20 protein-coding genes are annotated in these 21,380 nt (G+C 62.3%); 4 read left to right on the top strand and 16 right to left on the bottom strand.

The genetic code is table 11. The annotated features are described in order from the left end of the window. Position 1: 1 nt before the first annotated feature. Entirely contained in the window at positions 2–1,321 is a 1,320-nt protein-coding gene (locus IVB27_RS40780) for a Rieske 2Fe-2S domain-containing protein (RefSeq protein WP_247448166.1), read from the bottom strand. Positions 1,322–1,360: 39 nt separating this feature from the next. After that, entirely contained in the window at positions 1,361–1,693 is a 333-nt protein-coding gene (locus tag IVB27_RS40775; RefSeq protein WP_247448165.1) for a hypothetical protein, read from the bottom strand. A 115-nt stretch (positions 1,694–1,808) separates the two neighbouring features. Here IVB27_RS40775 and IVB27_RS40770 point away from each other — a divergent pair, with 115 nt between their 5' ends. Further along, the gene (locus IVB27_RS40770; protein ID WP_247448164.1) at positions 1,809–2,375 is read left to right on the top strand and encodes a MarR family winged helix-turn-helix transcriptional regulator; all 567 of its coding nucleotides are present in this window, start codon (positions 1,809–1,811) and stop codon (positions 2,373–2,375) included. 30 nt (positions 2,376–2,405) lie between these two features. Here the strand turns inward: IVB27_RS40770 and IVB27_RS40765 are convergent, their stop codons facing one another. The 6 genes from IVB27_RS40765 to IVB27_RS40740 all read right to left on the bottom strand — a co-directional run bounded on the left by IVB27_RS40765 (position 2,406) and on the right by IVB27_RS40740 (position 9,070). Beyond that, positions 2,406–3,221: a cytochrome P450 gene (locus IVB27_RS40765; protein WP_247448163.1), complete on the bottom strand. Its 816-nt coding sequence runs from the start codon at positions 3,219–3,221 to the stop codon at positions 2,406–2,408. A gap of 87 nt (positions 3,222–3,308) precedes the next feature. Further along, positions 3,309–3,638 carry a cytochrome P450 family protein gene (locus tag IVB27_RS40760; RefSeq protein WP_247448162.1) on the bottom strand — a complete coding sequence of 110 codons (330 nt, stop codon included), beginning with the start codon at positions 3,636–3,638 and terminating at the stop codon, positions 3,309–3,311. A 90-nt stretch (positions 3,639–3,728) separates the two neighbouring features. Then, entirely contained in the window at positions 3,729–4,928 is a 1,200-nt protein-coding gene (locus IVB27_RS40755) for a CaiB/BaiF CoA transferase family protein (RefSeq protein WP_247448161.1), read from the bottom strand. An 11-nt stretch (positions 4,929–4,939) separates the two neighbouring features. After that, a complete protein-coding gene (locus IVB27_RS40750; protein WP_247448160.1) occupies positions 4,940–6,970 on the bottom strand; it encodes an acyl-CoA dehydrogenase family protein in 2,031 nt (676 codons plus the stop codon). A 218-nt stretch (positions 6,971–7,188) separates the two neighbouring features. Next, a complete protein-coding gene (locus tag IVB27_RS40745) occupies positions 7,189–8,001 on the bottom strand; it encodes an enoyl-CoA hydratase/isomerase family protein (RefSeq protein WP_524536564.1) in 813 nt (270 codons plus the stop codon). 58 nt (positions 8,002–8,059) lie between these two features. After that, complete coding sequence (locus tag IVB27_RS40740; RefSeq protein WP_247448158.1) at positions 8,060–9,070, bottom strand: FadR/GntR family transcriptional regulator; 1,011 nt, start codon at positions 9,068–9,070, stop codon at positions 8,060–8,062. On the opposite strand from IVB27_RS40740, the gene IVB27_RS40735 reads away from it, so the two are divergent. Both IVB27_RS40735 and IVB27_RS40730 read left to right on the top strand, forming a co-directional pair. Further along, complete coding sequence (locus IVB27_RS40735) at positions 9,008–10,147, top strand: acyl-CoA dehydrogenase family protein (RefSeq protein WP_247448157.1); 1,140 nt, start codon at positions 9,008–9,010, stop codon at positions 10,145–10,147. The genes IVB27_RS40740 and IVB27_RS40735 overlap by 63 nt on opposite strands. Before the next feature lie 96 nt (positions 10,148–10,243). Continuing rightward, positions 10,244–11,398, top strand: coding sequence for an ABC transporter substrate-binding protein (locus IVB27_RS40730; protein WP_247448213.1), 1,155 nt, complete (start codon positions 10,244–10,246; stop codon positions 11,396–11,398). Positions 11,399–11,427: 29 nt separating this feature from the next. Here IVB27_RS40730 and IVB27_RS40725 read toward each other — a convergent pair whose 3' ends face one another. From IVB27_RS40725 to IVB27_RS40695, 7 genes are all read right to left on the bottom strand, one after another. Next, positions 11,428–12,579, bottom strand: a complete 1,152-nt coding sequence (locus tag IVB27_RS40725; RefSeq protein WP_247448156.1) for a CaiB/BaiF CoA transferase family protein — start codon at positions 12,577–12,579, stop codon at positions 11,428–11,430. A 75-nt stretch (positions 12,580–12,654) separates the two neighbouring features. Further along, complete coding sequence (locus IVB27_RS40720; RefSeq protein WP_247448155.1) at positions 12,655–13,317, bottom strand: nitroreductase; 663 nt, start codon at positions 13,315–13,317, stop codon at positions 12,655–12,657. A 14-nt stretch (positions 13,318–13,331) separates the two neighbouring features. Beyond that, positions 13,332–14,378, bottom strand: a complete 1,047-nt coding sequence (locus tag IVB27_RS40715) for a phosphotransferase family protein (RefSeq protein WP_247448154.1) — start codon at positions 14,376–14,378, stop codon at positions 13,332–13,334. A gap of 5 nt (positions 14,379–14,383) precedes the next feature. After that, a complete protein-coding gene (locus tag IVB27_RS40710; protein ID WP_247448153.1) occupies positions 14,384–15,628 on the bottom strand; it encodes an acyl-CoA dehydrogenase family protein in 1,245 nt (414 codons plus the stop codon). Between the two features lie 41 nt (positions 15,629–15,669). Next, a complete protein-coding gene (locus IVB27_RS40705) occupies positions 15,670–16,455 on the bottom strand; it encodes an SDR family NAD(P)-dependent oxidoreductase (protein ID WP_247448151.1) in 786 nt (261 codons plus the stop codon). A gap of 10 nt (positions 16,456–16,465) precedes the next feature. Next, positions 16,466–17,227, bottom strand: a complete 762-nt coding sequence (locus IVB27_RS40700; protein ID WP_247448149.1) for an SDR family NAD(P)-dependent oxidoreductase — start codon at positions 17,225–17,227, stop codon at positions 16,466–16,468. Continuing rightward, positions 17,224–18,882, bottom strand: a complete 1,659-nt coding sequence (locus tag IVB27_RS40695) for an AMP-binding protein (RefSeq protein WP_247448148.1) — start codon at positions 18,880–18,882, stop codon at positions 17,224–17,226. Before IVB27_RS40695 ends, IVB27_RS40700 begins: the two co-directional genes overlap by 4 nt. Before the next feature lie 180 nt (positions 18,883–19,062). Between IVB27_RS40695 and IVB27_RS40690 the strand changes: the two genes are divergently transcribed. Continuing rightward, positions 19,063–20,082, top strand: coding sequence for a zinc-binding dehydrogenase (locus tag IVB27_RS40690; RefSeq protein WP_247448147.1), 1,020 nt, complete (start codon positions 19,063–19,065; stop codon positions 20,080–20,082). 77 nt (positions 20,083–20,159) lie between these two features. Here IVB27_RS40690 and IVB27_RS40685 read toward each other — a convergent pair whose 3' ends face one another. After that, on the bottom strand, positions 20,160–21,377 hold the full coding sequence (locus IVB27_RS40685) for an ABC transporter substrate-binding protein (protein WP_247448146.1): 1,218 nt from the start codon (positions 21,375–21,377) through the stop codon (positions 20,160–20,162). Positions 21,378–21,380 lie beyond the last annotated feature (3 nt).

The raw sequence follows: 21,380 nt of genomic DNA, 5'->3' as shown, positions 1-21,380 counted from the left end.
CTCACAACTCGTACCCGAAATCGGCACCCAGCCTTGCGCGTATGAAGGGTGCGCCGGCGTCGACCCAGGAGTCCTCCGGCGGTAGCCGCAGCGATACCGCTCGCACCATGAAGACGTCGGGATCGGTCACGCCTTTCGGCTTCGTTCCGTGGTCGCGATAGGCACCGAGCGCCTCCAGGATGAATCGCCGCGTCATCGCGATTCCGGTGTCGCTCGAGCAGAGGTTCTCCCTGGTTCGATCGAAGATCGGTGACACGCCGCTTTGGCAGGCGCCGTCCTGGACCCAGAGTCCCGGCAGGCCGGAGAACCAGGTCGTTTGCTGCGCCTCATGGTCGAACTGGAAGCCGTTCTGGGGATTGTATTTCGTCCAGTAGCCCGCGTACGGGACCGTCACCGGATGCTGGACGAGTGAGTGGCGGCTGGCATGTCCGCTCTCACGGCCATTGTGCCCTTCGGCGAAGATCTGACGCGTCTTCGGCAGCAGCGGCTCCGAGGGATGATACGAGAACATGATGCAGAGTGTGTTCTCGTCGTCGATCGGCACCCAGGCATGGCCGCTCAGATCCGGGAACGGCGACAGCGGCGGAACGAGCGTATAGAACGGCAGCAGAAACTGGTTGACGCGCCAATACAGTGTGTTTGCGTCATAGTTGCGCCGCGCAGCGATGCTCATCCCGAAGTCTTGCTTGATGCACTCGAACGTCGGGCGCAGGTCGCGCTTCTGAATCCAGGCACTCGTCGTGCCCTGCGAATCCAGCCGGCCGTGCAACAACGGCGCATGGGCGGAATCAATTTCGCCTTCGACTGCCTGGAGCCAGTTGCATTCCTGGACGCGGACCGAAATATGAACCTGCTCCTGCGGAACGAGATTCCACTCAACGTTCGGCAAGGACGGAAGATCGCCTTCGTCCGGACCCATATAGGTCCAGATCATCCCGTTACGCTCCCTACAGGGATACGCCTTGATCCGAACACGCTCCTTGAGGCGGCTGCGAGCCGGCTCGGCCGGCATATCCGTTACGGCGCCTGTCACGTCGAATTTCCAGCCGTGATAGACGCATCGTAGCCCGCAATCCTCGTTTCTGCCGAAGATCAGCGGAGCACCGCGGTGCGGACACGCCTGGTCGACCAGCCCGACGCGGCCCTCGGAATCTCTGAACGCGACCAGATCTTCCCCAAGCAGCCGGATGCGCTGCGGCTGCCCGTCATTGACGAGATCTTGCGACGGCAGGAAGGGTATCCAATAAAGCCGAAAGAGGTCGCCGAGCGGCGTGCCCTTTCCCACCCTGACCAGGCGTTCATTGTCTTCGCGCGAGAGCATGACCTTCCTTTATCGAATTGGCGGCGCGTACCGAGCCGCCTATTTATTTGGACGCGCCAAAAGCGCAGCGACACGCGCGGACAATCCGAGATCCTGGGCGGTCCAAAGCGGATCGGCTGCGGCGAGCGGCTTCCGAGGGACCGGAGGCTCCCGGTTCGCCTGCACCAGGCTCACGATCATTTCGATCCGGCGCCGCTCCAATTCCCTCAGCGCGTCTTCGACGACGGAAGCTTCCGCCGTGCAGCCCGGCAGTTCCGGATAGGCGACCCGCACGAGCCATTGGCCGGGCGCGGTTTCGACCGCCTCAGCTTCGAGAAGGTAGGGAATCGACAGGATCGCGCAGATCCAAACAACCCTCTCTTGCGACGTCATTTCGTTACATCGTCTCTTGTTACGTATACGTACTACTTTGTCGAACGGCTTGCAATGGGCATCGGGAGCGGGGTCGGAGATTCCGAGGACCCCGCTTGCCGCTTCAGCCCCGGGGTTGAGAGCGATCGGTCAAGCTGCTAACGGCTATCTATGTGATTTCAAGGCGATCAATCGGGTCAACGACGGCATGTCGGCCGACAAGGCAATGAAAACGAGCGCGGCAGATATCGCGCGCAATTGGCGGCTGGAGGGCGGTATCGGATTTCTCCTCCGATTGCTCGAGGCACGTTATGACGTGCTCTATCAAGACCTGACGGGCCAGAGCGACGTCACTCCTCGGCAGTTCGGCGTGCTCATCGCACTTTATCAAAACGGGCCCCTCACTCCCTCCGCTCTTGCAGACCGCATCAGCTGCGACCGAAATACGCTGAGCGAGATGCTCAGGCGAATGACGGCGCGGAAGCTGATCTCCAAGAGAAACAATTCGGCGGACCGCCGGTCGATCCAGGTCCAGATCACCGCAAAGGGCGAGGAAGCCCTTCTGGCCGTCGTTCCGGCCGCAGCAGAGTTGCAAAACACCATGCTGGCGCCCCTGAACAGAGAGGATCGCGCGCATTTCCTCAAATGCATGCTGGCGATCACAAAGACCTCACCGGCTGGACCTTCCTCCTCAGACGATTGACGAAGGCGCGCCAGCGTTTGAACGTTTCGCCTACCGCGCGCGATACCGCACCGGCAGACGCTTCACGCCGCCGAGGAAGGAAGTTTCCGTCCAGGCCGGCTTGCCCGCAAGTTCGATCCGGTCGACCCGTCTGAGCAATTCACGAAAGAACGCCACGACTTCCGCCTTGGCCAGGTGCCTGCCGATGCAGGCATGAATGCCAAAGCCAAAACCGAGATGACGGTTGGGCGAGCGCTCCGGAATAAACTCGAACGGACGATCGAAAGCTTCCTCGTCGCGATTACCGGACGGGTAGCTGATGAAGAGACTGTCGCCGGCCCTGATCGTCTTGTCGCGAATTTCGTAGTCTACCGCCGCCGTCCGGAAGAAATGCTTGACCGGCGATACCCAGCCCACCATTTCCTCCGCGGCATCGGGCAGCACATCGGGATGGTGCTGGAGGCGCGCCATGCAATCCGGATTCTCGATCAGTGCGAGCAGACCACCGGCTATCGTCGCGCTCGTTGTGTCGTGGCCGAGGCTGGCGAGCGCGACATAGTATGAATAGGCCTCAAAATCCTCGATCGGCCGACCGTCGATTTCCGACGTTGCAACGACGGTTGCGACGTCGTCCTTCGGGTTTTTCCGCCTTTCCCTCACGAGGTCCTTGAAGTACTCGACATAGGCGGTCGTTGCGTCGATCAGGTCCGTGCCCTTCTGCATCTCGGGATCACCGCCACCGAAATAGGCCTGAGTGATCTTCAGGAGGCGTTGCTCGTCACTGCGTGGCAGTCCAAGAATCGTCATCAGGACGCGCAGCGGATAGTAGATCGCGATCTCACTGTAGAAATCGCATTCGTCACCCATCGCAAGAAGTCGATCGATGCTCTCCTGCCAGCGCTTCCATGCGCTCTGCCAGGGTCCGGATGTGGCGGGGCTGGAACCAGGCGTGGGTCAGGTTCTGATACTTGCGTGATCCGGATTATCCATCTGCGGTAAGGCCCGCACCAGCATGGGCTTGCCATTCATGGCTTCCCGCACCTTGCTCTCGAACTCGGTGCTCAGGAGTTTCGTCCGCGGCGCGTTGATGAACCGATCGGCCTGACGCTCGATCTCGATGATGTCGGCGTATTTGGTGATCGTCCAGAATGGACGGTAGCCGTCAGGCTCTATCCAATGGACCGGATCATCGCGGCGCAAGCCCGCAAAGAGGCGATGCTGAAGGTCGACGTTACCGTAGGTCTTATGATCGGCGATTGCATTGTCCAATGCGATATCGAGCATACCTGCGTCTCCCCACTATTTTATGATTTGTGCCGCACTTCCATCTCTCACATTTATCAGCAGACCACCCCGCTTCGCCCTCTGGCGCCGCTATGAGGTCCGCCCCCCACCGAAAGCTCCCGCCTCGGCGAGGCGAGAGATCGCCTCGCTGGAAAGGCCGAGAACCCCCGACAACACCTCATCGCGATGCGCGCCGATTGCGGGAATGTCGCGCTGCATAGAGGTCGACGCGCCCGACATCTTCCAGGGCGCATTGACGCCCATGAATTCTCCCGCTCCGTCCGCAACTTTGGTGAAAGCCCCGCGCTGCAACAGGTGCGGATCGGTCAATGCTGCACCCGGATCGCGATACTCGGCGCGGGGAACACCGGCCTGGTCGAGCGCTTCCATGCACTTGCGCACCGTATGCCGCTCGGTCCACTTCTCGATCACCTGCATCATCGCGGTCCAGTTTGCACCCCGCCCGGGCACGGTCTTGAATCGTGCATCATTGGCGAGCTCACTCTGCCCCGTCACCTCGCAGAGCGCGGCAAAGTTTCGCGGCGTGATCGGAGCGATCAGAACGTCACCGTCGAGAGCGCGCACCGGACCATACGCCGCGCGCGGCGCGCTGATCGGGAATTGCGCTTCCTGCAACTCGTAGACGAGCAGATTGAGCATGCAGTCCATCAACGCAACGTCGATTCGCTGCCCGACCCCGGTCCGCGCTCGATGAACCAGCGCCGTCTGGATCGCAGAGTAGCCGAAGATGCCACCCAGGACGTCGGCAACAAAGATCGCGCCGGCCGCCGGCCGATCCCGATCTCCGGCGTATCGCATCAAGGACCGGTCGAAGCCGCTCTCGGCATGGACAATCATGGCATAGGCCGCGCGTTCAGCGGCGGGACCGGACTGCCCGTAGCCCGAGATCGAGCAATAGATCAGGCGCGGATTGATCGCGCGCAGCGCCTCATAGCCAAGGCCGAGGCGGTCCATCACGCCAGGTCGGAAATTTTCGACCAGGATGTCGGTTTCCGCCACCAACTGGTGCACCAGCTTGATTGCCTCGGCGCTCTTCAAGTCGAGGGCAAGGCTACGCTTTCCCGCATTGAGCTGACCGAAATAGGCGCTGTGGCCATCGCGAAGCGGTGTCCGCAACCGCATGTCGTCGCCTTCGGGTGGCTCGATCTTGATCACCTCGGCGCCGACATCGGCGAGCAGTCGCGCGCAGTACGGGCCGGCCAGCATGATCGAAAAATCGAGCACGCGCATGCCGGCGAGAGGCGCGGTCGGGGCTTGCTGCTCCTGCATGCGATTTGCTCCTATCTGGGCAGCCCTAGCGCACGTTGGGCGATGAGGCTGCGCTGAATCTCATTGGTGCCGATGCTGATGACCCACATCAACGAATGGCGCAGGTTTTGCTCGAACCGGCCATTGTCGATCGCACCCGGCATCTGTTCGGACAGCGCTGCGCGCATGCCAAGAATGTCGAGCGCCGTCTCGCCGAAGCGCTCCATCAGTTCGCTGGAATAGACCTTGCTGATGGCGCCATATTCCGGCGGCGTCACGCCATTCGCAGCAAGGTCCGCGCAGTGCATCATCAAGAGGCGTCCGACTTCGATTTCGGCCGCAAGCGTCGCCATCTTGTCGCGAACAATCGGATCGTCGCTCAGCGCCGACCCGTCAGCGCCCTTTGCCATGACGTGCCGACGCAATTGCTCAAAAGCGTGGGCAATTTTCAAGACGATGCCGCCGCCAACCAAACCGCGCTCGAAAGCGAGCGCGCCGGTCAGCACCTTCCAGCCGCCATTGACGTCGCCGACGAGGTTCTCCAAGGGAATACGGACGTTGTCATAAAAGATGTTGGCGAAGGAGCCGTCGTACATCGTGGTCGCCGGCCGGATCGTGACGCCTTCGGCGTCCATCGGCACGATGAACATGCTGATGCCGGCATGCGGCGGCTTCGCCTCCTTGTCTGTCCGCGCGGCGAGGAACATGTATTTGCCCCACCACGTCGTGGTCCAGATCTTCTGACCGTTGATCACCCAGTGATCGCCGTCACGCACCGCGCTCGTACGCAGCGCCGCGAGGTCGGAACCGGCCTGCGGCTCGCTGTACCCCATGCCGTGCATGGCTTCACCACGGAGGATTTCGGGCAGGTATTTTCGTTGCTGCTCGGGCGTCCCGAACATCATGAGGGCGTTGGCCTGGATTGCAGCGCCGATTCGCGGCGCCTCGCCCCGCTCCATCGTCTCCATGAAGGCGATTTGCTCGAGCGGCGAGCGCTCCTGGCCGCCGAATTCGCTGGACCAACCGAGACCGATCCACCCCATCTTGCCGATGTCACGTGCGAAATCAGCATCAAACTCCCGCTTCGCGAACGGCTTGCGATCGAATTCGGCCTTCCGGTCACCCGACCAGTTCTGCTCAAGCCATCCCCGCACCTGCCCGCGCAGCGCGTTGCCGGCCGGACCGAGATCATATTCGGGCAATCCTGGACTTTCGGGCTGCAACAGGAACGACGCCAGCAGCCGCTTCGCATGCCGCGATCCGCCCAATGCGATGGTGTCCAGATGCACGCGCTTGAAGTGCAGTGGCGCTTCATGTTCGTCAGCGTAGCCGATGGCGCCGAACGCATGGTGGGTCTCAAGCGAAACCCGCCGGAGTGCGTCGGTTGCAAACACGACGGCACAATTGGCGAAATGGCGCCAATCGCTGCTGCCCTGGTCGTGCAACATCGCTGCATGATCGAGAATCAGACGCACGCCTTCGAGGGCGATGAGGCCATTCGCGAGCTTGTGCTGGATTGCCTGGAATCTGCCGATCGGCTGCCCGAACTGATGCCGCTCTCTGGCATAGTCCGTCGCCAACTCGAATGCGCGACGCGCCGCTCCATGGGCCCGCGCCGTCAGCGCCAGCTTTCCCCTGAGCAGGAGATCGTCGAGGACGCCGTCTTCCAGTGCAATGAGGGTCACTGGCGCTGAACTCAGCCGGACCTCGTAAAAACCCCAGGCGCCCATGGCACGCGTCGGCGCTATGTCCACGCCTGCGGCATCCAGCGCGACCAAAGCAAGGACGGACTGATCGACCGCAACGAGCAGCTGGGTGCAACTCCCCGCAGCCTCGACAAATCGAAGCAATCCGGCCGCACGGCCTTCCTTGATCCGGATCGAGCCGGTGCCCGAATCAGGATCGAGCGACCCAAATGAAAACGCAACCCGGGCCGAGCCCGCGTGCAGCTCTTTCAGAACATCGGCGGCCACCCCGGATTGCAGCGTCGAGAGCGCGAAATTGACGAGCGCCGCCGACCACATCGGGGCCGGACAGGCAGCGCGGCCGAGTTCTGCGAGCACAACCGCTATCTCGCGAAGCCCACCTTCATCAGGATTGCAGCCGAGCGCGGCGATGCCCTGTCCGACGAGTTTGCCCCAAATCGTTGCAACATCGAGCGGAGAGGGTCCATGCCTGACGCAATCGGCACTCCACTGCTCGCCGAGAAACCCGCGCAAGGAATCCCGGAGCATCTGCCTGACGTCGTCACCTGGGACCTCTGCCGCGTCCATCGGCGGAACTAGCGCTGGCCGAATTTGGGCTTGCGCTTCTCCTTGAACGACATCGTCGCCTCCTTGTGGTCGGCGGTTTCGAATGTCACCTGCTCGAGCGCCATCGAGGCCTCGAGCAGCATGTTCACGCGATCCTTGAGGATCTGATTGATCGACAGCTTGGTCCAGCGGATGGCCCAGGTCGGACCGTTCGCGAGCTCGATCGCGATCTCACGGGCTTTCGCCAGCACCTCCGTGCGCGGCGCGATATGATTGACCAGGCCGATCCGCTCGGCCTCCTTTCCCTTCAAGAGAGTGCCGCGAATGAGGAATTCCTTGGCCTTGTTGATGCCGATAAGCAGCGGCCAGATCACCGTGCCACCATCGCCCGCAACCAAGCCGACGCGCGACACATGGGTATCACCAATGCGCGCATCTTCGGCCATCACGGTGATATCGCACAGCAGCGCATGGGTCGCCGCAAGACCAATCGCGTCGCCATTGATGGCGGCGATGAGCGGCTTGTCGAGATCGAGCTGACGGGTCACCCCGCGACGGCTGATCATGGGGTCGTGAACTTCCCCCTCCTCCAGAACGTCGCCGCCCGGCCGCTCGGACATTGCCTTGACGTCGCCGCCCACGCTGAAGAATTCACCGGCGCCGGTCAGGATGACGACATTGACGGCGTGATCGTCTCCCAAATCGTCCCAGATCGTGCGCAGTTCGCGGATCAGCTTTTGATTGATCGCATTACGCGCCTGGGGCCGGTTCAACGTCACGGTCGCGACCTTCTCGGAGACGTCGACAGTCAAGCATTCATATTTGCTATATCGGGACACCATTTCCTCCGTTCCTATTATTGTTGAGCACGATCAGCACTATCGTCGGGCGCAGGTTTTCTCACCGCCTCATGCCGGGCTGCATCTCCGCCAGCGCAACTTGAAGCGACATCGCACCGGGATCCTGCTCCAGCATGCGTTGCACGGCCTCCAGGTGACTGCGCATCAAACGGGTCGCGGACGACGCATTTCGTTCACGAAGCGCCGTCAAGAACTTCCGACGCCTCTCGGACAGCCCCGCCATCGCGACACCGCTCGACGCCACCTTGGCATAGACGAAGCGCATGTGAATCTCGGTGACGGAATCCATGATCATGGCGATCACCTTGTTTCCGGTCGCCGCAGCAAGGATCTTGTAAAATTCTCGCGAACATTCCACCCGGTCCAGCAGCCGGCCTTCCGCGGTCGCGATATCCGTACGCTCGATATTGGCCTCCAGTGCCGCGAAATCGGCCTGCCGCGCGTTCGCGCAAGCCAACCCCACGACAAGATCCAGAACGTGGATCCGCGCCTCCGATAACTCGCGCACCGAGATCGTGCCGAGGCTCAGCATGTCCTGCATCACCACGTTCATTCGGCTGGTGTCGCCCGACTGAATGAAGGCGCCTCCCTTGACGCCCTTCTGCAATCGAAGCACGCCAGCCATTTCAAGACTGCGAAGAGCCTCTCTCAACACGTTGCGGCTAACGCCAAGCTGCTGCGCGAGATCGCGCTCGGGCGGCAACTTGTCGCCCGGCTTGAGAACACCGCGCGCCAGTTGCTCGCGAATGCGCTCGCAGATTTCCTCGAAGGCCCGGCGCGTGTGAATGGGCCGAAATGTCAATGGAGCGGGTGTACCCGCTGCACGGTGATCGGGTGCCCTTTCCCGTCGCTTCAGCGACGGCGATCGGGGGTTGGTGGGTGCGCGGGGGCTTGACTTGGACGACATGCGGTGAATTATTAAATGGATCACCCATTCAATGGAAGCCCCTTTTTGGGCTTTCTGACAAAAAACAATCCGGGGTTCTCCATGAGCTTTACCGAGGAGCAGATCGCCTTCCGCGACAACGTCAGAAGGATGGCGGTCAAGCACGTGGCGCCGATTGCAGCCGAGATCGACGAGACCGACCGTTTCCCGCTCGAGATCGTGAAGCTGTTCGGCGAGATGGGGCTGATGCAGCTCTGGGTCCCCGAGCAATATGGCGGGCCGAACGGCAATCTGACCCTGGCGTGCATCGCGCGCGAAGAGATCGCAAAGATATCGCCGGCTTGCGCCTCGATCGCCTGCCTCAACACCATGTTCATCATGCCCCTCCTCCATTTCGGCTCGGAGGAGCAGCGGAAGAAGTTCCTGCCGATCATCGCCAGGGGCGGCGTGGTGACCGCGATTGCGATCTCGGAACCTCAGGCCGGCTCCGATGTCACCGCCATCAACACCCGCGCCAAGAAGGACGGTGACTGCTACGTTATCAACGGCCGCAAACAATGGTGCAGCTATGGCGTCGTCGCCGACTTCATCGTTGTGATGGCACGAACGAGCGACAGCTCCGGCGCGGACGGCATCAGCGCCTTCATCGTCGAGCCGAAGACCATGCCAGGGATCACCTTCGGACGCCACGAACGCAAGATGGGCTTTCGCGGCGCACCGAATACGCCGATCTTCTTCGACAACGTCCGGGTCCCGGTCGAAAATCTCGTCGGAGAGGAAGGCAAGGGTTTTCGCGCCTCGATGCGGGCGCTCGACCTCAACCGCCCGACCATCGGCGCTCAATCGGTTGGACTGGCTCAGGGCGCCCTCGATGCCAGCGTTGCCTATGCGAAGGAGCGCAAACAGTTCAAGAAATCGATCTCCGAATTTCAGGGCGTGCAGTTCATGCTGGCCGATATGGCCATGCAGATCGAGGCGGCGCGAGCACTGGTCTATGAATGCGCACGCGCTGGCGATGTCGGCGACTGGAAGCGCCTGAACGTCCTTGCCAGCATGGCCAAATGCGTCGGCAGCGACATGGCCATGAAGGTGACGACCGATGCCGTGCAGATCTTCGGCGGCTACGGTTACACGATGGACTATCCCGTCGAACGCATGATGCGCGATGCCAAATTGACCCAGATCTTTGAGGGCACCAACCAGATCCAGAGGATGGTCATCGCCCGCGAACTTCTACGATAAGAGCTACAAAAAAAAATAACATTGGGAGGAGACGTCTTGAACAGCAACATCTGTGGGATTCTGAGCATCATCGCAGCATCAGCAGCGCTGGTGTCGATGCCGGCCCAGGCGGAAAAGGCCTACGGTCCGGGAGCCAGCGACACGGAGATCAAGCTCGGGCAGTCGACGCCGCTCAGTGGCCCGGCGTCGGCGTTCGGTGCCGGCGCAGGACGCGCCGTCGTCGGCTATTTCGAGATGATCAACGAGCAGGGTGGCATCAACGGACGCAAGATCAGCTTCACGCAGCTTGACAATGCCTACAGCGCGCCGAAGGCGGTGGAGCAGTCGCGCAGGCTCATTGAGGACGTCGGCGTCCTCGCCGAGGTCGGCACCATTGGCACGGTCCCGAACGTCGCAATTCAGAAGTATCTGAACTCAAAGCAGGTCCCCCAGCTCTTCATCACTGCCGGCGGGCGTCGCTTCAACGATCCAAAGACGTTCCCCTGGACGGTGCCCCTCTATCCGGATTTCGAGACCGAAGGCCGGGTCATCGCAAAATACATTCTGAACGACAAGCCGGATGCGAAGATTGGCGTCCTGTTCCAAAACGACGATTACGGGCGGGACTATGTCAGGGGACTGCGTGCCGGCCTGGGATCGAAGGCATCGCAGATCGTCGCCGCGGTGTCTTATGAGCTGGCCGACCCGACGATCGACTCCCAGATCGTTCAGCTCAAAGCGGCGGGCGTTGACACGCTGATCGAACAATCCTCGGCCAAGGCCGCGGCCCAGTCCATCCGCAAGGTGCATGAACTCAACTGGGATCCTCTCCACGTCATCGGCGGCTCGACGGCATCGGTCGAAACTGTCCTGAAGCCGGCAGGCCTCGACGCATCGAAGGGACTGGTCACCACGCAGTTTCTCAAGCAGCCCGGCGATCCCGCCTGGGCGGACGATGAAGAGATGAAAACCTACAAGGCGTTCCTGAAGAAGTACGCGCCGTCGGCCAATCCCGACGACTACTCCGTTCTGGTCGCCTACATGAACGTGAACGCCCTGACCACGGTGTTGAAGAAGTGCGGGGACGAACTGACCAGGGAGAACCTCATCAGCCAAGCGACTTCTCTTCATGGCACGCGAATGCCCCTGATGCTGCCTGGTGTCTCCATCAGTACGGCGCCCGGCGACTACACGCCGTTCAAGATTCTTCGCATTGCCAAATTTGATGGAACGAGCTGGACACTCACTGGCGATCCGGTGTCGGCGGAGTAGTGCTGCATCCCTGACGGCGGTCGCCGCCGTCAGGCCTCCGCCATCGCACCAACCGCCCTGAGTGCGTCGATCTCGTCCCGCGGAATACCCCAGTCCGTGAGCACCTCCCTGCTGTCGCGCCCCGGCGCCGGTGGCGGCCGACGCAGGTCGGAACGGGTCCGGGAAAAGCGCGGCGCCGGGCTCGGGTGCCGCAGCCCATCGAAATTGGCATAGAGGTTTCGCGCCTGCATCTGGGGATGCGCGGGTGCCTCATCGACCGTCAAGACTGGTGCAAGACAGGCGTCGTGTCCCATGGCGAGGGCGACCCACTCGTCACGCGTTCGTCCGGCGAATATCCTGGCGAAGCGTTCGCGCATCTGCGGCCATGCCGCCCGATCGTTCTGGGCCGGAAGACTCTCCCCGCTGAGACCCATCACCTCGAGCAGGTTGGCGTAGAAGTGCGGCTCGATCGCTCCGACCGCCACGAACCTGCCGTCGCTGGTCGCGTAGCTTCGATAGAACGGCGCGCCGCCATCGACGATGTTGTCCGACCGGCGCCCGGTCCAGCTTCCTTGCTGACGGAAGGCCTGAAAGGCCGACATCAGATGCGTCACCCCGTCGATCATGGCGACATCTATCGTCTGCCCTTGCCCGGATCGCTGTGCCTCCATGGCGGCCGAAAGCAGTCCGACGGTCAGGTAAAGCGCTCCGCCGCCGAGGTCCGCGACGAGATTGAGCGGCGGCGGAGGCGGACGGTCGGCATCGCCCAGGCAATGCAGCGCTCCGGTCAATGCCAGGTAATTGATGTCGTGTCCCGCTTCCTGCGCCAGCGGGCCGTCCTGTCCCCATCCCGTCATGCGCGCGTAGACCAGACGCGGATTGGCGGCATGGCACGGTCCAGGTCCAAGCCCGAGCCGCTCCATCACCGAAGGACGGAACCCTTCAATCAGCGCGTCCGCCTGCGCCACGAGTTTCAACACCGTCGCGATCGCCCGCGGTTGCTTGAGATCGAGCGCAACCGAGCGCTTGTTGCGATTGTAGAAGTCGAACTGCGCCGGCAGGTCCGGTTCGACGCCCGGCTTCGCAATGCGATCGATGCGGACAACATCGGCGCCGAGATCACCGAGCAACGCGCCCGCAAACGGTGCCGGGCCGATCCCGCCCATTTCGACGACACGAAAACCTTCCAGGGGGCCGGTCACGACGAACTCTCCTCTTTCCCAGACGTCAGGGGACTTCAGCTCAAGGTGGTCCAACAGCGCTCGTGACCAACAACCTCAGCGGTGAAAGCGCACAGCGTCATCGATCGTTGCCCGGTCGACGCGTGCCGCATTGGCCTCGACGTCGCGGTCTTCATAGCCAAACGAAATGCCGAACAGCAGCTTGTAATGGTTGGGAACCTCAAGGTGCTCGCGGGCGATGTCGGGAAATAGTCCGAGCGCCCCTTGCGCGCAGGAGGCGATACCGCGCGCGGTGAACGCCAGCATCAAGGTTTGTGCATACATGCCGATATCGGCCGCCTCGCGCGTGTCGAACGGTTCCCGCATGAAGATGAGGACCGCAGGGGGGGCATCGAAGAAGGCATGATTGCGGATATAGGCCATCTTGCGCCCGACTGTGTCGTTCCGCGCAACGCCCATCGCGCCGTAGAGAGCCTGCGCCGCACCCACCTGCCGCTCGCGATAGACCCCGGTGAACTTACCGTCGGCCGGCCAGTCCGGCTTGATCGGCTCGTCACGCATCCCCGCCGCGACCAGCGCCTCACGGAGGCGTTTGAGCTTCTCCCCCGATACGACATGCGGCGTCCATGGCTGCACATTGCAGTTCGACGGCGCGCATTGCGCAAGCGCAAAGACCTCCCGCAGCGTCGCTTCTGGCACCTCACGCGCGAGGAAGCCACGCACCGATCGGCGGAGGCGGATGGCCTCGTCGACGCTCATCGCCGGGCGCTCCTTCACGGACATGCCTCGCTCCCGATCAATGCCATCCCGCGCGTCGCATAGGCGCGCGCGAGCCGGCGCCCCACCTTCGCGGCATCGGGCAAAACGTTGTTACCGAGATCGCCGCGCGCCGCCACGCCGGCGCTTCCGACCGCACCTCGAAACATCGCAAAGACCTGATGGAAAACGGTTAGGCGTTCGGCCGCCTCTGCGCCTTCATAATAGCGATCGAGATAATCACGCTCGCTGGGGATTCCCATCTCATCGAGCGGCAGCCCGAGTAACCCTCCGTTCTCGTCCGGCGCCATTCGCCAGGCCTGGCTGTTGAAGGCGAGATCGACGAGGGGATGACCGAGCGTCGACAATTCCCAATCCAGCACACCGATCACGCGCGGCTCGGTCGGGTGGAACACAAGGTTCGCCATGCGGAAATCGCCATGGCAGAGCGCAAGGCTCTCGCTCGTCGGTACTCGCTCGGATAGCCAGCGCACCATCTGGTCCAGTGCGGGGTTGTCGTCGTCGCTGCGCCGATACTCCGCCCACAATCTGGACCAGCGATTGAGCTGACGTGCGAAGTAATTTCCGGGCTTGCCGAAGTCACCGAGCCCCACTGCCCGATAGTCGAGGGTATGAATGGCGGCGAGCACAGCACACATCGAGCGATAGCATGACGCCCGCTCATCGCGCGCAAGACCGGGCAACGCGTAATCGTAGAACACACGCCCATCCAGCCATTCCATGAGATAAAAGGGTGTTCCCAGCACGGCACGATCCGCGCAGTAGCGATACGGCTTCGGCGTCGGGACAGCGCTACCCTGAAGTGCCGTCAGCACCCGGTATTCGCGATCGATGGCATGGGCTGACGGCATCAGCGCGTTGTTCGGCTGCTTGCGCAGCACCGCACGCCAGTCGCCCCGCGTCACGAAGTAGGTTGGATTCGACATTCCGCCGCTGGTGCGGCTCACGCACGCCGCGACGTCGCCTCCCTGCCAATCCTTCAGGCAGGCGTCGAGCCGACCAAGGTCGAAATCGACATCGCCATCGCTCGCCTGCGCGCCCATCGCGGTTAGCTCGCGCTCTTGCCGCTGAAGCCGAACAGGTACTGCGCGACGCGGCGCATCTGCACCTCCTCCGTTCCCTCGGTGATGCGGTAGCGACGATGATGGCGATAAATGTGCTCGAACGGCAATGCGCGGCTATAACCCATGCCGCCGTGCACCTGCATGGCGCGATCCGCCGCCTCGCAGCACAGCCGGTTGGCGCGGAAATTACAGATCGAAACCATGTCGCTGATGGACAGCGGATTCTGACGATCCATCTGCCAGGCTGTGCGGAAGATGAAGTTGCGCACCATCTGATAGTCCGCCCAGAGTTCGACCAGGGGAAACTGAACGGCCTGCTTCTTGGCCAGCGGCTCGCCGAAGACGACACGCGATTTCGCGTATTTGACCGCCTCCTGGATGCAATAGCGCGCGGCGCCCGCACTGGCCGCGGCCTGGCGGATGCGGTTTTCATGCACGAAGCGTTGTGCGACGACGAGGCCTTCGCCTTCCCGGTGCAGGATCGCGCTGTCGGGCACCCGCACATTGACGAGTTCGGTCTCCGCGTGATCGCTGGGCATGTTGAAGGTCCAGTGATTATAGAGGATGTTGTGACCGGGTGTATCAGTCTGCACAATGAATGCGGTGATCCCCTTGGCCTCGCCCGGTTTGCCCGAGGTGCGGGCAAACACCAGATTGGCATGCGCGCGTGCCACCTGGCTGTTCCACCGCTTGCGGCCGTTGATGACCCAATGGCTGCCGTCTCGCACGCCTGCGGTCTCGAGCCAAGTCGCATCACTGCCATGTCCCGGTTCAGTCAGACCGAAGGACAGGTGCTTCTTCCCCGTGATGATGCCCTCGATATAGGTCTTCTGCTCCTCCGTCCCGTAATCGGCAAGCGCCGGGACGATCGGAAAATTGCCGACGATGGAGGATTCATCTTGCAGATCGTTGTGCAGCCCCAGTCCGCGGGCAGCCAAATGCTCGCGGATCGCGGCGATCGCGAGGTTCGAGGCGCCCTGACCGCCGCACGATTTAGGCAGGCCGTAGCGCAGATGCCCGGCCTTGTCGGCAAGGAGCTCCATTTCGCTGATCAGCGCTCGCCATTCATCGCGGGGGCGGCCGTCATTGTCCCAGTCGGTGCGGGCGTTCTCACGACGATGGTCGAAGAACTGCTTGTTGTCGCGCTCGAGCGGCTTGATCTCAGCTTCGATGAAGGCGTCGAGTTCTGCGAGCTTGTCGGTGATGTCCTTCGGCAGTTCGAAATCCACGGCGCCTCTCCTGTTCTGTTCTTATTGGGCAGCTGGCGGTACTAGAGCGCGATCCGGCCGTAGGGATGGGTGCTGCTGACGCCGCCATCGACCGACAGCAGTTGACCGTCCACGTAAGAGGAATCGTCGCTGGCCAGGAATGCCGCGGCAGCCGCAATCTCCTCGGGACGGCCCGGACGTTTCAGCGGCGTCACATGTCCGAGCTTGGATTCGACGCCGCGCGCGCGGGCATCCTCGAACACCTTGCGTGTCAATTGCGTCTCGACGAGCCCCGGCAGTACTGCGTTGACGCGCACGCCGGTCCCAGCGAAGGCATTGGCCGCCGTCTGCGCCAGATTGTTCACGGCCGCCTTGCTTGCGCTGTAGGAGATCGCACCGGCGTTGGCGCGCAGTGATGCGGCCGATGAGGTCAGAATGATGGAGCCGTAACCCTGCGCCGTCATGTGACGGCCGGCATATTTGATGGCGAGAAAGCAGCTGATCGTGTTGATGCGGTAGACTTCCGACCACTCTTCCACCGTCTGTTCCAGCAGCGGCGTGTTGGTCCCGGTGACGCCGATATTGGCGAAGAAGATCTCCATTCCCCCGAATTCCGAGACGCAGCGAGATACGATCGCCGCCACGCTCTCCTCGATCGAGGCGTCCGTGATCAGGGCGGATGCCACGCCGCCCTCGCCCCGGATGGCCTCGGCGGTTTCCTCGGCATTGCGGGCCCGGCCGACCACCAGGACAGCTGCGCCCTCGCGCGCGAAACGAATAGCGCTGGCGCGGCCGATGCCGCTTCCGCCGCCGGTGACGACCGCACGCTTGCCCTCGAGCCGCTTCATGCGTCTTCTCCTATCTGGCAGGAATCGTCCAACCGCCGTCAGCGGTGATGACCGCGCCCTGGATGTAACTCGCGTCATCGCTCGCAAGGAACGCTGCAAGCGCGGCTATCTCTTCCGGAGCGCCGAAGCGGCCGGCCGGCATCTCGGCCTGCCGCGCCGCAATGGTCACCTCATCGAACTGCGCGATGGAAGCAGGTGTCCCGATCATGCCTGGCGCGATCACATTGACGCGGATCTTCTTTGCGCTCAGCTCGATGGCAGACGCGCGCGAGAGACCGACGACGCCAGCCTTCAGCGCGGAATAGGCAATCGAGTCCTTGGCCGGGTGAAACGCCGACACCGAGCTGAGATTCACGATCGAGCCGCCGCCGCGCCGCTCCATTTGCAGAGCCACGGCCTGCGTCGCCCAGATCAAGCCATGCACGCCGACTGCGAACATCCGCTCGACCGTGTCGACCTCGATCTGCTGTAATGGTTCAAACCGCGCCCACACGGCATTGTTGACGAGTACGGCCACGGGTGCATTGAATTCGCGTTCGACGCGTTCAAAGAGTGCGTGCACATCGTCCCGCTTGCCGATATCGACCTCGTATCCCCTCGCCTCGAACCCCATGTCCTTCAACTGGCTGACCGCGGGCTCCAGCCGTCGCGCGCTGACATCGACACAGGCAAGACGTCCGCCCTCCCGGCCGAAGCGCTCCGCGATCGAAAGACCGATCCCGCGCGCGGCGCCAGTGACAACGCAGACGCGGTCCTTGAGACGGGCGTTCATGCGCGGGCCTTGTGTGCCGGTTCGGCGAATGCCTTGGCAATCTCGCGCAATTGATACTTCTGGACCTTGCCGGCCGGGGTCTTCGGCAGGTCGGTGACGATTTCAACGCGCTCCGGCCAATATTGCTTGGCGACCTTATGCTCGGCCAGGTGGGCCTGGACGCCCGCCAGATCGAGCTTCTCGCCTGGACGCAGCATGATGAAGGCACAGGCCCGCTCTCCCAACCTCGGGTCCGGATAGCCGACGATTGCGACGGAAAGCACGGCCGGATGCTTGAACAGCAGATTCTCGATGTCGAACACGGGAACGTTCTCGCCGCCGCGGATGATGATGTCCTTGATGCGGCCGTCGATCCGGATGTAGCCCTCGTCGTCCATGTAGGCCATGTCGCCGGTGTCGAACCATCCGTCGGCGTCAAACGGCTCCATGTCCTCACGCTTGTAGTAGCCAAGGAACATCTGCGCGCCGCGGACCTTGAGCAGGCCCTTCTCTCCGACCGGGGCTGGAGATCCGTCCATGCGCACCACCTTGACCGCGACGCCCTCCACTGGACGCCCGTCGGTCTTGGACGATTTCTCCAGCGCCCGCTCCGGCTCAGTCAGTGTGCTCGACAACGATTCCGTCATGCCCCACAGCGAGCACACCTTGAGGTCCAGCTCGCGATAGGCGCGATCAATCAACGCTGGCGGAATCGGCGCGCCCGCGCAGAGGAACTTGCGCAGTTGGGTCGGCTTGGGCACGCCGGCTGCGACGGCCTCGCACATGTCGGCAAGGAACGTCGCTGCACCTGCGGAATAGGTGACGCCTTCCCTGGCCATGATCGAGACGCCGCGCTTGGGCTCCCAGATGTCCTGGAAGATCACAGTCGCGCCGATTTTCAGACCGAGCAGCATGCCCGCCGCAAAGCCGGTCATGTGGCCGAGCGGCGAGCAAACCAGCATTGTGTCGCTTGCGTCGAGGCCAAATCGTCCGGCAAGCCCGATGCAGCAGCCCATCAGCGTATTCAGGCAATGCATGACGCCCTTGGGCGAGCCCGTGGTGCCCGAAGTGAACATCAGGACGGCCATTCCATCGGCGGGAAGCGCGCCGAGATCACCAACCGGTGGCGGGCCGAGACGCTCATTACCGGACAGCAGGGCCTGATCGAAGCTTGCAGGCCCCTCGCCGTCGACGGCGATGACGTGCTTGAGCCTCGGTAGCCCCGGCTGGAGCGAGCGGGCCATGACCTCGTGATCATATCCGCGAAACAATTTCGGAACGACCAGCAGCTTCGTCTCGGCGAAGCCCAGCATGTAGGTGAGTTCATGTTCGCGGAAAATCGGCATCAGCGGATTGACGACCGCCCCAACGCGAAAGGCCGCAAGCGCAATGACCGCAAATTCCCACCAGTTCGGCAACTGGACCGACACGACGTCCTCCTGGCCGATCCCAAGACGGCGCAGCGCGGCGGCCGCACGCGAAATCAGATCCCCGAGTTCCGCGTAGGTCAGACGCTTCGGCTCGGTCCGGTCGGCGCGATCCGCCATCAGCGCCAGCTTTTCAGGCGTTGCGGCAATCGTCTGTTGCAGGAACTCGTCGAAGCTCTTGTCGACCCAGAATCCGCTCGCACGCATCGCGCGCGCATGCGCCACGGGATCGAACCGATTCTCGCTCATGACGTCGCCTCCAGGTCGATTGATCGCAGCACTTGACGGCGCTTTAGTGCGCTAGTGTATTATATTAAGAATGGACTGCAATACCTAAATGGATGGAGTTACCCAGGTTTCGAAGATCGGCTTGTTCTCAATTTCGTGTGCTAGTGCATTAGTTATTCCGAACCAACAAGGGAGGTCGCAATGAAGGCGGCGGTTCTGGAACGGCGTGGGATCGATGGCGTGACCTGGCGGGATTTTCCGGATCCCGTGCCGGCTCCGGGAGAGTCTGTGCTCAAGGTGGCGGCCTCCTCTGTCAATCGCGTCGATCTCTACATGCGTGACAACGGCAACGGGATCACCCATGTGTTGCCGCAGGTGATGGGGGTCGAAGCCGCCGGCGAGATCGTCGAGGCCGCCCCTGGTACCGGACTGAAACCTGGCATGAAGGCTGTTCTCTTCTCCGAGGCCTATTGCGGCAGATGCCGTTACTGCCAGGCAGGCGATCAGCCGCTCTGCGAGAACGTGAAGATTATGGGCGAGCATCGGCATGGTGGCTTTGCCGACTACATTGCCATGCCCAGCACCTGCTTCTTTCCGCTCCCCGAGGATGCTGATCTGCTCGCAGCGGGTACCCTGATGACAGGCCATCTGACGGCCTGGCGGATGCTGTTCGGCAAACGGGCGCTGCAACCCGGCGAAAGCGTCTTGATTGTCGGCATCGGCGGAGGCGTGGCAGTTGCCTGCCTCCAATTGGCGAAAATCATGGGCGCCCGCGTCTTCGTCACCTCCTCCAGCGACGAGAAAATCGCCAGAGCGAAGGCGTTAGGCGCAGACGGCGGCGTCAATTACCGGCACGATCGGGTTTCCGCTGCCGTCCAGGAGATGAGTGGCGGCGGCGTCGACATGGTGATCGACAGCGTCGGCGAAGCGAGCTGGGGCGAATCCTTGCGCTCGTTGCGCCGCGGCGGCCGGCTTGTCACCTGTGGCGCCACGACCGGCTCCAATCCACCGGCCGATCTGCAACGCGTGTTCATTCGCCAGCTCGAAATCTATGGCTCGACCGGCGGCAGCGTCAGCGAATTCCGCCAAATGCTCGATGTATTCAATCGCGGCTTGGTCAAGCCCGTGATCGATTCATCGTTTGCAATGGCAGAGGTCGGCTCGGCCCTCGCGCGCCTCGCCTCCGGTGCACAATTCGGCAAAGTGTCGCTCGTCGCCTAGCCAATCGCGCCGAGCCCTTATGCCACTGAAGCGTTCGGCGCCGCACCGAAACAGGATCGGCAACGGCGCCGAGACGGTTACATCTTGCAGGCGGGATCCACCGGCGGAATGATGTCCTGCCCTGGCTCAAGCTTCTTGATCTGGTAGCCGGGCTTTCCGTCCGGCCCGATTGCGATCTGACTGATCGCCATCCGGCGCGCGGTCTGATGATCGCCCGCCCGGACTTCGACATCGCCGAGAACCGTTTCAGTCTTGAGGCCTGATAGCGCCGCGCGCACCGCGTTGATATCGGTCGAATTGGCCTTCCGAAGCGCGGCAGCCATGAGCTCGATCGCCGCGTATTGGTCAGCACTGGTGTAAGGCGGCAGCTCGCCGTTGTATTTTTCCTTGTAGGCTTTCACGAAAGCTTCGGCTTGAGCGCCGGGAAAACCGGCGACGAAGCCGATGTTCTGATAGACGCCCAGCACGGTCTCGCCTTGCGCGGGAAGCGTTTGCGGGATCACGAAGGAATTTCCCAGTACCATCTTGTACTTCTTGAACAGGCCGAATTGCTGCTGCTGCTTGGCGAGATTGATGGCATCGCTGCCGAAGATCGTCACGAACAAGCCGTCAGCGGGGTCTGCCCCCAGTTCCGAAATCTTGGCACCGAAGTCAGGCGTACCAGACGGAGAAAACAGCACCTTGCCGACGGTGCCGCCCTGGGAGGTCACCAAGGCCTTGAACTTGTCTGCGGAGTCTCTTCCGGCGGCATAATCGACAGCAAGGATGTCCCACTTCTTGATACCCTGATCCTTCAGGAACTCCCCGAAAGCGCCCATGATCATCGAGTCATTTGCGTTGACCCGGAAGAAGTTTGGCGAACAGTTCTTTCCGGTCAGACCGTCGGCGTTGGCCATCACCTCCAGCATCAGGACTTTCAACGTGGGAAGCTTGGCTTGCAGAGCCGGCGTCACCGCCGACGTGTCCATGCCGGTGATGAACATCGCGCCGTCCTTCTGGACCGCGCGGGTGGCACCGTCGACCGCCGTGTCCGGCGTGCCCGGATAGGAAATGAAGGTCGCCTCCAGCTTCTTGCCCGCGGCCCCGCCGGCAGCGTTGATCTGTTCGATCGCAAGGTTGACCGCCTTGACCTGGGTGTCCTTCAGCCCGGCGAGCGGTCCACTGTCGATCAGCAGAACACCGATCTTGACGGTGTCCTCGGCCAAAGCCGCCGTCGTGACTGCAATAGACATTGCGGCGCCGATCGTTACCGCGCGCAACGCACTGAAAGCTGGACCGATGGACGATGTCTTCATTTT

This window comes from Bradyrhizobium sp. 197, from assembly GCF_023073375.1.
Classification (GTDB): Bacteria; Pseudomonadota; Alphaproteobacteria; order Rhizobiales; family Xanthobacteraceae; genus Bradyrhizobium.
The sequence above is the reverse complement of the archived record's forward strand: the minus strand, read 5'-3'. Positions and strand labels throughout refer to the sequence as shown.